Here is a 14339-nt window from a genome sequence, read left to right as displayed (position 1 = left end):
GATCAAATGTTCATTTTTTTAAGTTCTTTCACGGCATGGTCAGCAGCCCTTGCGGTAAGTGCCATATAGGTAAGTGACGGGTTCACACAAGAGTTGGAGGTCATACAAGCACCATCGGTCACAAAAACATTTTTTACGGAATGGATTTGATTGGTTCCGTTCAAAACTGAGGTTTTTGGGTCGCGGCCCATACGTGCGGTTCCCATTTCGTGAACCCCATACCCGGGTTCGTGTTTGTTGTCAAATCCAAGAACGTCCTTGACTCCCGCTTTTTCCAACATTTCCACGGCATCTTCTTGAATCTGTTTGTTCTGGGCCAGTTCGTTTTCCTTGTACTCACAATCGATTGATAGTGTAGGTTGTCCCCATTTATCGGTAACCTCTTTGTTGAGGAATACTTTGTTATCGTGATAAGGCAAACACTCGGCAAAACCTGTGATGAAGAACTCCCAAGGCCCTGGCTTCATGATGCTGTCCTTGTATTCGCCACCGAATTCTTTACGATTGGCAGCTTCACTGTTTCCCATGCGATAACCGCCGCCTTGATAACCAAAACCACGCAAAAATTTATCCGTTTTGGAGTTTTCGTCGATGTTCCAATAGCGGGGGATATAAATTCCGTTGGGTCGGCGACCACTGTAGTATTTGTCTTCAAAGCCTTCAACCTTGCCCAGTGCCCCCACACGGTAGGTGTGGTCCATTAAGTTATGGCCCAGCTCACCGCTATCGTTGCCCATCCCTTCGGGAAAGCGATTAGAGGTGGAATTCAACAGTATTTGGGTGGTACTCAAGGTAGAGGCGTTGCAGAAAACAATTTTGGCCTTGAATTCGATGTCTTCATTGGTCTCGGCATCAATAATTCGTACTCCCGATGCTTTGCCTGTTCCTTCATCATACATAATGGACTGCACAATGGAGTAAGGTCTAAAAGTAAGATTCCCGGTTGCATTGGCTGCTGGCAAGGTTACGGCATTACTGCTAAAATAGGCACCGTATGGGCATCCTCGGCTACAGCGATTACGGTATTGGCACTGCCCTCTTCCATTCAATGGTTGCGTTAAATGCGCTACACGGCCTATGATCATATGTCTTTCGGGGAAGTCACGCTCAATTCTTTTTTTGATGTGTTTTTCAACACAGTTCAACTCCATGGGAGGTAGAAAGTGGCTGTCGGGAAGCTGGGGCAGCCCAAGTGCCTCGCCACTGATACCCGCAAACTTCTCCACATAGGTGTACCACGGTTCCAAATCTTTGTAGCGTATGGGCCAATCTACTCCGTGACCGTCTTTGGCGTTGGCCTCAAAATCCATTTCGCTCCAACGGTAGGTCTGTTTGCCCCACAATAGGGAACGTCCTCCCATTTGGTGACCGCGGATCCATAAAAATGGTTTTTCTTCGGTATATGGGTTTTCTTCATCATTGGCAAAAAAATGTTCGGTATCCTGACCAATAAACCCTGAGCGTATGGCCTTATAATGTTTTTGTTGTTGTTCTGGGGTAAGTCCGCCACGAAGTTCCATGTCCCAAGGATCCAGATGGGCTGTGGTGTAGTCTTTTGGATGCTCCACTATGGGGCCGCGCTCCAAAACCAAGGTTTTTAGTCCTTTTTCACAAAGTTCTTTGGCGGCCCACCCTCCACTGATCCCAGAGCCGATTACAATGGCATCATAGGTGTGTTTGGGGTCGGCATCTATATTAAAATTTGGCATTGGCGTATTCGGTTTAGGATTTAAAGGTTGGGATTATTTCCTTATTTTTTAAAGTGATTTTGTTATAATTTATGTCTTTTCAACTTTTTCCTTGTCAAAACTATAAAGGTAAGGGGCCTTGTTGGCCGCACCGGTATACAATTTCTCATGTCGTTTTAAAATATCCATACTAAGCATTTTCCGTTGGAAGGTGGTACGTCTAAATTCTTTGTTTAGAATGGTCTCATACACTTTTTGTAATTCCTTCATGGTAAACTTTTCGGGCAAAAGATTTTCTCCGATGGGTTTTTTTCCAAGGTCATTTCTAATGGACTCCAATGCTTTTTCAACAATCTCAGCGTGGTCTATCATTAAAGTTGGCAATTTGTTGATGTCATACCAATTGATGGAATCCGAAAATTTGTCGGGAGTGGGCTGTACTTGGTTGTAATTGATCAATGCATAATATCCAATGGTGATGAATCTATCCAAAACCCAATGGTCGGAAGATATGGAATAGCCTTTTCCGGCAGCAATCTTTTTGAAGGGGTAGGAACTGTCCCTGTTCTTTTTTCCAAACGTGTGAAACTGTTCTAAATGAATTTTTTCCAGGCCCGTTCTTTCCCGAACCCCTCTTTTAACAGCATCGTACAAATCTTCATCTCGCCGAATAAACCCTCCGGGCAATGCAAATTGGCCGGAATTTTGATATTCCAAGATCAATATTTTCAATTCTTTTCCAGTAAAACCTAGGATTACCGTATCATAGGCAATATTGGTTATATGTTCTGATTCTAATGGTAGCATGTTGTAAACATCGCAAAATTTACATCAAAAAAATATAATTACGAAAAAAAGAAAATATTATTGTAACGAATTGATACAATAAATAGGGGTGAATTGAGAATATAAAAATATGATTTGCCCATGTTTCTGGCTTCAGGAACGGTCAAAGAAAAAAATAACGCATTTCCCGTTTAGGTTTATATTGAAAATGCTAATGTAGAAAGGAACTACGATAGCCATTCAGAAATATTTTGTCAATTCTATTTTGCATGCTAGTCCCAATGGTGAGAAATTGCACAATTGACCGAATGCCAAAACAACTGATGGCAATCCACTTAAAATGATTATTGCTTAGGAGCTTAAATAGCTGTTCTTGAGTGTGGAGGATAGCCACGAATTTTTTGGGTGGAAAATGTGTTGATGAATGAAAGGTTGAACCATAACAATTAGGTGCTTTTTTGTTGTTTTTTAAACGCAAAAAAAAGGAATGTTTATAGCTCATTAAACACTGGTTTGACCGCCATGCACAGTTGGCTGCGGATTTTTCGTAAATATCAAATCACATTTTATCAGGGAGTTGAATTTTATTTTTGCAATATATAATGTTAAAATATTGCCAATTGTAAAATTTTAACTATTATTGTTCCTGATTGAGACAATATGCACGGTCGAGATCAATCAAAATAACTAAACTAAATAGACTATCTATGAATCAAAACAAAATTCAGATTTTGACAAGATGGGCTGATTCGGTAAAAGCGTTTCAGACATTCTTTTTGTCAATGACAATGATGTTGGTGGGTGGATCTGCATTAGCAGCGGCCCCGGACTTGGGTGAAGCCACTTCACCCCCTTACCAAGTAACCATAACAGGTACAGTTGTGGATAACTTTGGAACCCCTTTACCTGGTACCAACGTTATTGTAAAGGGTACCACTAATGGTACACAGACAGATTTTGATGGTAATTATTCCATTACAGCTGCTTCTGATGCTACCTTGATTTTCTCTTATGTAGGATTTAAAACCACTGAGATTCCAGTAAACGGCAATACTACCATTGATGTTACTATGGAAGAGGATGCCGCCGCATTGGATGAGGTTGTGGTAACTGGGTATGGTACCCAAACAAGAGGGGAATTAACAGGTTCTGTGGGAACGGTAGATGTGGAAGAAGCCACTAAAACACCTGTTGTCAATGCCGCGGAAGCCTTACAAGGGCGTGTTTCCGGTGTTACAATTACCAACAATGGTTCTCCAGGAGCATCTCCAGTGGTGCGTATTAGGGGATACGGAACAGGTAACAGCAACGATCCCTTGTATATTATTGATGGGGTACAAACAGACGATCCTGGCATCTTAAACTCAATAAACCCTGCCGATATCGAGCAGATGAACGTTCTTAAGGATGGTGCTGCCGCTATTTATGGGGCAAGGGCATCCAATGGTGTTGTGATTGTAACTACCAAAGGTGGCGGTTATAACCTGAACACGGCAAAAGTTTCGGTGGATATGTACACAGGATTCTCTGTAGCAACCAATTTGCCGGATATGTTGAACACTCAGCAACATGGGGAAATGCTTTGGCAAAGTATCCTAAATGATGGAGGAACACCTTCGCACCCGCAATATGGTAATGGTCCAAGCCCAGTAATTCCTTCTACGATTCAAGGGGTTCCTGTTACTATGAATGTTAAGCCTGGAGGTACTGACTGGGTGGAGGAAATTTACAGAAGTGCCATTACCCAGAATGCTTCCATTACTTTGGAAAATGGTAACGAAAAGTCTAAATTCCTTTTCTCTGCATCATATTTGAACCGTCAAGGTATTCAAATCCATACTGGTTTTAAAAGAGGAAATGTACGATTGAACTCCGAGTTTAAGATCGGGGATAGAATAAGGATCGGACAGCACGCCAACATTTCTTTTGATAGAAGAAGCGGAGGACAATCTTGGTTCAATTTTGCACAAAGAATGTCTCCTTTGGTCCCTGTTTATGATACGGATGGCAATTTTGGCGGTAACTACAGTAACGATACGGGCCTATCCAACCCTAACAACCCTGTTGCGGAAGCTACACGCCAAAAGGATAATTTTGCCAAGACCTTTAGGGTGTTCGGAGATATTTATGCCACATTGGATATTATTGACGGACTACAGTTCAAAACTTCCTTTGGTGGATCTATTAGAGCCTTCAATGATAGACGTTTTAGGCCGTTGATTCCAGAATCTTCCGAGCCTATCGCCACAAATACATTGACGGAGGCCGATCAGGATAATTATGAGTGGGTTTGGACAAATACTTTGAACTACAACAAATCTTTTGGTGATCACAGTATAAATGCTTTGATTGGTATTGAAGCTTTGGATAACCACGGGAAAGGAAAAGAAATTTCCAGAACGGATTATTTCTTCGAAACACCGGACTACTATTTGTTGAGCAATGGTGGTGGTGCGCCTAACGTAGCTTATGCTTACGATAACGCAAACTCCCTTTTCTCTTTGTTCGGAACTGTAAATTACGATTACGATGGTCGTTATTTATTAACTGCAACAGTACGTCGTGATGAATCCTCTAGATTTGTCGGAGACAACAAGAGCGATATATTTCCTTCGTTCAGTGCAGGATGGGTAGTGAGTAACGAATCTTTCTGGCCGGTAGATTCCTTTGTGAGTCGATTGAAACTTAAAGGTTCTTGGGGACAATTGGGTAACCAAACACTTCCGGTTAATAACCCAACAACCAATATTTCGGCCTTGAGTGAGCAATATGCGAATTATGTTTATGCAGGTAGCGGAGGGTTTACACAAGGAGCGATACTATCAGCAGCAGGTAACCCTAATTTGAGATGGGAAACCAGTGAAACCACCAACTTTGGTGTGGAGCTAGGTTTCTTTGATAACAGATTGAGCCTTTCTGCAGAATATTTTAATATCAAAACCAAGGATTTGATCAATCAGGATGAGCAATTGTTCAGTTCAACAGCTATTGATGCCGCTCCACCTTTTGTAAACTTGGGTTCTATTGAGAACACAGGTGTGGATGCAACCTTAAGCTATTCTGATCAAACCGATTCTGGATTTAGCTACGGGATTGACCTTAATTTCTCGCATTACAAAAACGAGGTGGTTGATTTGATCAGTGCTTTCCAAACAGGTTTTGGAGGTTTTAGAACTACGGGAACTGTTACTAGAACGCAAGAAGGACAGCCAATCTCATCTTTCTATGGTAGAGTGGTCGAAGGTATTTTTGCTTCGGAATCCGAAGTGTCCTCAGCGGCGGATCAAGGATTTGCGACTCCTGCAGATGGTGTAGGAAGATTTAAATATGCAGATTTGAACAATGATGGCGTAATCAATGATGACGATAGGACCTTTATCGGTTCTCCCCACCCTGATTTCACTTATGGTATCAACTTGAGAGCTGCCTATAAAGGTTTTGATGTGTCAGCTTTCTTCCAAGGATCGCAAGGGAACGAAATATTCAACAACGATAAGGTATATACCGACTTCCCAACCTTCTTTAATGCCAACAGAAGTGTAAGGGTTCTGGACTCATGGACACCTGATAATTTGGATGCCGAATTGCCGGCGTTGAGCCAGAGTATATCAAACAATGAAGGTACGGCAAGTTCATTCTTCGTAGAGGATGGTTCCTATATGCGATTGAAAAACCTTCAAATTGGTTACACCTTTAATGAAGAGGTTTCCAGTTATTTGGGAATGGACAGTGTTCGTTTCTACCTTCAGGGAACCAATTTGTTGACTATAACCGATTATGATGGAGTAGACCCAGAATTGCAACCCAGATTTAATGGCGGTGCTGTAGATAACCTTACTATAGGGGTTTCGGACAACAATTACCCATTAGCTGCAATCTATTCCTTCGGAGTTAATCTAAAATTTTAAAAAAATGAGAAAGAAGATATTATTTTCAACAATATTTGCAGGTCTGTTGCTATGGGCCTGTAGCGAAGATTTCACGGAAAAGCCCGCTACAGGGGCACTTTCGGATGAAGCCTTACAAAATGCTTTAGGGGTAGACCTAAAGTTGACTGCGGCCTATTCCGCAATGGACGGTGAACGTATAAATAGACAAGGAGAAGCTGTTGCCGCTGGTGGTGATAATTGGTGGACAGACGTGGTCTCCGATGATGCCCACAGGGGTAGTACCGATGGGGACAACACGGCCCTGTTCCAGGTTGAAACCTTAGACTGGCAGACTGGTAATAACTGGTTCTTGGCAAGATGGAGTGCACTTTATGGCGGGGTAAACCGTTGTAATGCTGTTTTAGACTTGATCAATCAGATTGAGGAAGGTGATTTTACCCAACAAGAGGGAGAAGCATATTTTCTAAGGGGTTATTACAACTTTGACCTGCAGAAGTTTTATGGATACCCTTCTTTTATTTCTGTGGAGAACTTGGTTAACACAGAGTTTAACCAACCCAACCCCGGTCCAATCTGGGCTGAAATTGAAGCTGATTTTCAGGCAGCCATTGATAGACTAGGGGATGACATTGTTGTTGGTAGAGCCAATGCTTGGGTAGCAAAAGCCTTTTTGGGCAAAGTGTATTTGTACCAAGGAAAATACGAGCAGGCCTTGCCATTGTTCAATGATGTGATCAACAACGGACCATACTCATTGAACGAGCAATATGTGGACAATTTCAACCTTGCCGGTGAAAACGGACCGGAATCTATGTTTGCCATTCAGTTTGCAGCAGACGACGGGCGTTCTTTTAATGGTAATGGTGCCGGTACGTTAAACTTCCCTGGTGGAGGACCTTTGGAAACCTGTTGTGGTTTTTATCAGCCAACACAAGACTTGGCAAATGCCTTTCAAACAGACGGTTCCGGATTGCCATTATTGGATTCCTATGCCGCTACTGATGTAGCCAATGATTACGGAATCAACAGTGACGAGCCTTTTACGCCCCACACAGGGCCACTAGATCCACGTATTGATTTTACGATTGGTCGAAGAGGTATTGATTACAATGGATTCGGTTTAAACCCGGGTAAAGAGTGGATAAGGGCAACCTTTGGTGATATTTCTGGACCCTATTTGCCTAAAAAGAATATGTATCAAGCCGATGAAGTGGATGCCCAACGCGGTACAGGTGGTTGGGGATCGGACTGGTCAGGTATCAACTACAACGTAATGCGTTTCGCAGATGTGTTGTTGATGGCAGCTGAAGCAGCTGTTGAGCAGGCTAACCCAAATTTGCCTTTGGCTTTGGAATATGTTAACCGAGTACGTAACAGGGCAAAAAATATGAACCCAGTGCAAACAGTCGATGGTACAGGAGATGCTGCCAATTATCAAATTGAGCCATATGCATCCTTTGGAAGTCAAGACTTTGCTAGAAAAGCAATCCGTTTTGAGCGTCGTTTGGAATTTGGTATGGAAGGACACAGATTGTTCGACTTGAGAAGATGGGGCAATGCGATGGAAACGATAAATACGTATATCCAAAACGAAGGAGAAGATTTCGATCAAGCGGGTTACGGTACTAAATTTGGAACATATCAACCAAAACATGATTTATTCCCTATTCCTATTAACGCCATTGACCAAAGTGGTGGTGTGTTGGAACAGAGTCCGCTGTGGAAATAATAAAAGTAGTCTGAGTTAGTTTAATTTAATTCGAGTAAATAGGTTGCCAATATATATTGGCAACCTATTTTAATTATAGACAAGTCCTGTTAATTAAAAATTAATCATTATTAATTGAACATTAACCATGGATGATTCAAATACAGTACCCGAATTTGTATTTTTACCCGTTGTGCATTTTAATAACAACGAAAGTCAGTTCGAGTGTTTTTCCTTTGAAAAACATCTGTCTACCGCAGGTAGACAATCTTTCTTCAATTTGATTTCAAAAGATTGCTCAAATTGATGAATTTCAATCAAAAGGCACAAGGAGCATATTTTTAGTATGAGGTGAATCCATCAGCTAAAAAAATTAATCCAATTGATTTCTTTTTGATGCACACTGGTTTTTTCAGTATTCAAAAATTGGTGTAACATCAAAATTTTGGTTAACCCGTAAAAACTTCAACACAGTGAGCAAAAGTTATATTTTAATTGCATTGGCTTCATTACTGGTCATTTCTTGTTCCAAGAAACAAGGGGACACTTTGTTTACTCCAGTTTCATCCGACCATTCCGGGATTACATTCAACAATAAAATAGTTGAGACCGATAGTTTTAACATTCTCACAAGCGAATACATCTTCAATGGAGGAGGGGTTGCCGTAGGTGATTTTAACAATGATGGCAAACCTGACCTTTTTTTTACAGGTAACCAAGTAACCAACAAGCTATACCTCAACCAAGGTGATTTTGAGTTTAAGGACGTAACCAAGGCATCTGGTGTGGAAGCGGCCGATAAGTGGAAAACAGGTGTTGCGGTGATCGACATAAACAACGATTCACTTCTAGATATTTATGTCTGTGCCGCTATGTATGAAAGCCCAGAGGAAAAGGCCAATATGCTATACATCAACCAAGGAGTGGATGATGATGGCATTCCCATTTTTAAAGAAATGGCCAAAGAATATGGCGTTGCGGATACCGGAAATAGCATGAATGCAGCATTTATAGACTATAACAAAGATGGCTTATTGGATTTATACGTGCTTAACAATGTGGATATACATGTACTGCCAGCCAACTACAGGGAAAAGATCACCGATGGCTCCTCTTTGAGCAACGACCGTTTATACCGCAACAATGGAGATGGGACCTTTGCCGATGTAACCATGGAGGCGGGCATTACCATTGAGGGCTACGGTCTTGGCGTGGCCATTTCCGATTTGGATTACGACGGTTGGCCGGATATTTATGTAAGCAATGACTATCTGAGCAATGATATTATGTACATTAACAATGGCGATGGGACCTTTACCGATAAAATAAGTGAGTCCATAAAACATCAAAGTAAATTTTCCATGGGTTCCGATGTGGCCGATTTTAACAACGATGGCTACCTCGATATCCTTACTTTGGATATGCTCGGGGAAACAAATTATAGGTTAAAAACAACCATTAAGGCAACCAAGTACAACGATTATCACATGAATGACAGGTATGGATACGATTATCAATATATGCGTAACATGCTTCAAATGGGGCAAGGTCCTGATATACCTTATAGTGAAATTGGCCTAATGGCGGGCATCGCCAAAACCGATTGGAGCTGGTCACCACTCTTTGTTGATGCCGATAACGATGGACGCAAAGATATATTGATTACCAATGGTTTTCCACGGGACATTACCGACCTGGATTTTGGGGAATTCAATTTTAATGTTCAGAAGTACCTTAGCCCTTCACAAATTTTGGACTCCATTCCGGTGGTCAAAATACCCAATTATGCTTACCGCAATGAAGGTGATGGACAGTTTAAGGATGTAGGTGAAGCATGGGGGTTGAGTATCCCTTCCTTTTCAAACGGAGCGGCATTTGCCGATTTGGATGGCGATGGCGACATGGATTATGTGGTGAACAACATCAATGATGAAGCCTTTCTTTTCAAGAATAACCTTGAAACAAAGCAAAAAGAGGATAAAAATTTCCTTCAGTTGGATTTGAAAGGCCCAAAAAACAATCAGGCAGGTCTGGGGACCAAGGTGGCACTGCGTTTTGAGGACGGCACCTTTCAATATTACGAGCATCAGTTGAACAGGGGCTATTTATCAACAGTACAAAGTATGCCCCATTTTGGTCTGGGGCCTCAAAAAACAATCGCATCCCTCGAAATAGTATGGCCCGATGGAAAATACCAAGAGTTGACCAATGTACCGAGCAATCAAACCTTGGCAATCGATTATAAGGAAGCCTCTTCCTTAGAAGGCAAGCAATTGGCATTTCCCTTGGCACCCAAACAGACCACTCCCATATATCAGGAAATATCGGAGGAAGTTGGTGTCAATTATCTCCATAAGGAAACGGACAAGGCTGATTTTTATGTGCAGCCCACATTGCCCCACAAGCTAACCCAAAATGGCCCTCGCCTTGCAAAGGGGGACATCAACGGGGACGGCTTTGAAGATTTTATCATTGGAAGCTCATCCGGCCACTCCCCAATGATCTTTATGCAGGATTCCAAAGGAACATTTAACGGCACAGCTTTGTTTGAAGATGAAGAATATAAAAAATACGAAGAGACAAGTATTTCCCTTTTTGATTTGGACAATGATGGGGACCTTGATATTTATATGGTTGCGGGCAGTAATGAATTTGATTTGGACTCACCATACTATCAAGACTACTTAATGGTCAATCGGGGCAACGGCAAGTTTACCATGGCAAAAGATAAAATGCCAGAGATAAATTCTAGTGGGTCGGTAGTAGAGGCCGAAGACTTTGATGGAGACGGCTATGTGGACCTTTTTGTTGGTGGGCGCACCCCATTTTCACAATACCCCAAACCGGACAATTGCTACCTGTTGAAAAATGAAAAGGGAAAACTGGTCGATGTGACGGAAACATATAGTAAAGCACTCAGGACCCCGGGAATGATCACCGATGCCAAATGGGCCGATTTGGATAACGACAGTTTAAAGGATCTTATTTTGGTCGGCGAATTTATGCCCGTAACCGTTTTTATGAACAAAAAGGATTCCTTTCAGCAAATGGACCAAACAGGCATGCAGCAACTATCAGGTTGGTGGGAATGTGTCTTGGCAGAAGATTTTGATGGCGATGGCGATGTGGATTTACTGGCAGGAAACTTAGGGGAGAACAATCTATATAATCCTTCCGAAGAAAGACCCGTAACCATGCTGGCCAAAGATTTTGACAACAATGGAGCTATTGACCCTGTAATGTTCGCGTATTTTAAAAGCGATTTTGAGGACTCGACATACCAGCCCTATCCTGTTAATTTTTGGGGTGATCTTATGAGTCAAAGTCCTATGTTCAGGAAAAAGTTCAATTATTTCCGGGAGTTTGCCACGACCACCAAGAGTGGGCTGTTTACGCCCGAAGAACTTGAGGGAGCCGATGAATTAATGGCAAATCACGATCAAACCACTTATTTTGAGAATAATGGCAACGGACAGTTTAAGATGGGCAAACTTCCGTGGCAAACACAATCGTCCCCCATAAAATGTATGATTACTACACAGGCAGGGGGCAACGCCTCTACCGATGTGTTGATGATAGGGAACGATTTTGGCAATGAGGCCTTTATTGGTAGGTACGATGCGTTTAACGGTGGAGTGCTGCTTGGAGACAACAATGGGGGCTTTAATTTTAAAAATGCGGAAGAAAGTGGTTTTAAGGTTACCGGAGATGCCAAGGATATGGTTCAAGTAGAACGGGCCGGGGGAGGAAATCCCTTTATTATTGTAACACAGAATAGGGGCAAAGCATTGGTTTTTACCAAAACAAAATAACTTTTTAGTCGAAATTAGATAAACATGGTTTGCTCACTCAAAAGAGCAAACCATGTTTATTTATATGCTATTTGCTAAGTCCCGCCTGAGATAATGTGATCAACAATGCCAATTGAATGGATTCATCGCCCTCTTCATCGTTCAAGTACCACTCGTGCAAGGAATGGGCCCCGCCTCCTTGTCCTCCACGACCAATACAAACGGACGGAATTCCTTTGGAAACCGGTATATTGATGTTGGTTGAGCCGCGCCCCAAACGCGGGGTCTCCCCAAAATACTTGGTGGCAGCCATGGTTCTTTGGATCAAGGGCAGTGAGGCAGGCAGTTCCCCAGATGGCCTATCACCAATTTTTATGAGCTCGTAGCTAACTTCGCCGCGTACACCGCTGGCATTGTATTCCGTAATGGCTTTTTCCACGGAGGCTTTAAAGATGGACTCGATTTCATCAAGGTTTTTGGGGTCGATGGCACGCATATCAACTTCCATCCAAGACTCAAATGGAATGGAATTTACAGAAGTACCCCCCCCAATTCTACCAACATTAAAACTTGTTTTAGGGATATCCCCGGAAGTATATGCCCATGCATCCTTGGAAAATACAGCTATAGCTTTTCCCAAAGCATGATGGGGGTTGGCAAGACCAAAGGCCCCCCAAGAATGTCCGCCTTGCCCTTTTATGAGCAATTTATAGCGTTTGGAGCCCAATCCAGCGTTGCTTATTCTTCCCAAACCACCACCATCAATAGCAATCCAAGAATCAATGTCCAATCCCGATTCATTGAACATATATTTCATGCCCCGTAGGTCTCCAAGGCCTTCCTCACCAACGGACCCTACGATCAATACATCTTTTTCAGTTTTTATATCTGCCTTGTTCATGGCTTTGAGCATGCTGATGAGCATGGCCAGGCCACGTGTGTCATCGCCAATTCCCGGGGCTTTTAAGGTGTCCCCCACTTTTTTAACAGTAACATCGGTTCCCTCTGGGAAAACTACATCCAAGTGGGCATCTACCCCAACATAGCCCGATTGGCCGGATGTACCTTTTCGCAACCCGATGACATTCCCTACCTTGTCCGTCCAAATGCTATCAACACCTGCTTCTTTCAACATTTTGGCAAAAACCTTTCCCCGTTCATCTTCCATAAAAGGAGGGGCCAAAACCTCTGTTAAAGTAATCAGGTCTTCCGTAGTTTGATTTTTTTGGGCCTTTATCAGTTCAAAAGCTCTCTTGACCTGTTTTTTCTTGGCCAAGCGTTCCACTTCCTTGGTGTATTTTTTTTCAATTTCTTCCTGGGCCATTATCGAACCGGATAGCAGGCCAAAGGCCATAAAAAGGCCGAATGTGAGTTGTTTCATAATCAAGTATAGTATTGGTTTTCTAAAAAGCTGTTTCTGATTTTGTGTTTATGTAAAGTTATCGCAATGGTTTCTTATAGTGTTATTTGGGATGTATCCAATTTTCTAAGCTCGGCAAATGCTTTTTGGAGTTTGGCTGTTACTTCTCCAATGGCATCATTTTCATAAAAAACATGATTGCCCAATTGTGCAATGGATGCCACTTGGGTAGTGGTGCCGGTAAAAAAGGCCTCGTCCATATTTTTAATCTCATTTTCTGCCACAGGCTTTTCAATAACAGGTATTTCCAACTTTCTACAGAGTTTTATAACAATCTGCCTGCTTATGCCATTCAAAATATGTTCGTTGGCCGGATGTGTGATTACATTTCCGTCCTTCACGAAAAAAATATTGGTGTGGGAGCCTTCAGAGATTACACCGTTTCGGACCAAAACAGCTTCATCTGTATTTGCGTTCATTGCCGTTTCGTTGGTCATAATGTTGCCCAATAGTGAAATGGATTTGATATCGCATCTGTGCCATCTAAAGTCGGGTTCTAGAACGGCCTTCATGTTTTTAAGGTTGATGGGAGGGAGATTGTATGGCAGTGCATACATCATAACGCTAGGGGGAACGTTTTTGGGGTACGCGTGTTTTCTGGGGGCGACTCCGCGGGTAACTTGCATGTAAATTAAGCACGATTCCCCTTCTAAACCAGCCGCATGAAGAAGTCCGTCCAGATTATCATCAATTTCCTTGACGTTGTATGGGATGCCAATTTTGTCCAGATTGTCCTGCAATCGGTCCAAATGTGCCTTTTTGTAGAACATGCCATTTTCCAATTGCACCATTACTTCGTAAATACCATCCCCGAATAAAAATCCGCGGTCAAAAACCGATATTTTGGCATTGTCGGCCGTTACTATTTTTCCATTCAGATAGACTTTTTCAGGAAAGTTTCCTTTGGGCAACATTAAGGTTGGTTTTAAGTAGGAGGCTGTCTAAAAATCTTGTTATCCGTTAGGTTGTGTTGCTTTTTAGGCATCCATTAATCTCGTTGTGTGAAGGTAGTGGATATTTCCCAAAAGTAAAACCCAGCAATAAAGTTTGTAGCGT

General features: G+C 42.3%; 7 protein-coding genes. 3 read left to right on the top strand and 4 right to left on the bottom strand.

Annotated elements, in window-relative coordinates; genetic code table 11:
* Positions 1-2: 2 nt before the first annotated feature.
* Positions 3-1709 (bottom strand): GMC oxidoreductase, encoded by a 1707-nt coding sequence (locus tag AC13CS_RS00980; RefSeq protein WP_482888327.1) that lies wholly within the window; start codon positions 1707-1709, stop codon positions 3-5.
* A 69-nt stretch (positions 1710-1778) separates the two neighbouring features.
* On the bottom strand, positions 1779-2495 hold the full coding sequence (locus tag AC13CS_RS00975) for an NUDIX hydrolase (RefSeq protein WP_163627361.1): 717 nt from the start codon (positions 2493-2495) through the stop codon (positions 1779-1781).
* 686 nt (positions 2496-3181) lie between these two features.
* Between AC13CS_RS00975 and AC13CS_RS00970 the strand changes: the two genes are divergently transcribed.
* The 3 genes from AC13CS_RS00970 (at position 3182) to AC13CS_RS00960 (ending at position 11884) form a co-directional block, all read left to right on the top strand.
* Positions 3182-6382, top strand: a complete 3201-nt coding sequence (locus tag AC13CS_RS00970) for a SusC/RagA family TonB-linked outer membrane protein (RefSeq protein ID WP_293165176.1) — start codon at positions 3182-3184, stop codon at positions 6380-6382.
* Positions 6383-6386: 4 nt separating this feature from the next.
* A complete protein-coding gene (locus AC13CS_RS00965) occupies positions 6387-8093 on the top strand; it encodes a RagB/SusD family nutrient uptake outer membrane protein (RefSeq protein WP_293165174.1) in 1707 nt (568 codons plus the stop codon).
* 452 nt (positions 8094-8545) lie between these two features.
* Complete coding sequence (locus AC13CS_RS00960) at positions 8546-11884, top strand: VCBS repeat-containing protein (RefSeq protein WP_482888326.1); 3339 nt, start codon at positions 8546-8548, stop codon at positions 11882-11884.
* Positions 11885-11951: 67 nt separating this feature from the next.
* Here the strand turns inward: AC13CS_RS00960 and AC13CS_RS00955 are convergent, their stop codons facing one another.
* Together AC13CS_RS00955 and AC13CS_RS00950 are read right to left on the bottom strand one after the other, a co-directional pair.
* Entirely contained in the window at positions 11952-13244 is a 1293-nt protein-coding gene (locus AC13CS_RS00955; protein WP_482888325.1) for a M20/M25/M40 family metallo-hydrolase, read from the bottom strand.
* 74 nt (positions 13245-13318) lie between these two features.
* Positions 13319-14197: an aminotransferase class IV gene (locus tag AC13CS_RS00950; protein WP_482888324.1), complete on the bottom strand. Its 879-nt coding sequence runs from the start codon at positions 14195-14197 to the stop codon at positions 13319-13321.
* Positions 14198-14339: the final 142 nt, after the last annotated feature.

Source organism: Flagellimonas sp. B-3 (assembly GCF_056857835.1).
Note: the sequence above shows the minus strand (reverse complement) of the source record. Positions and strands in the feature narration are given on the sequence as shown.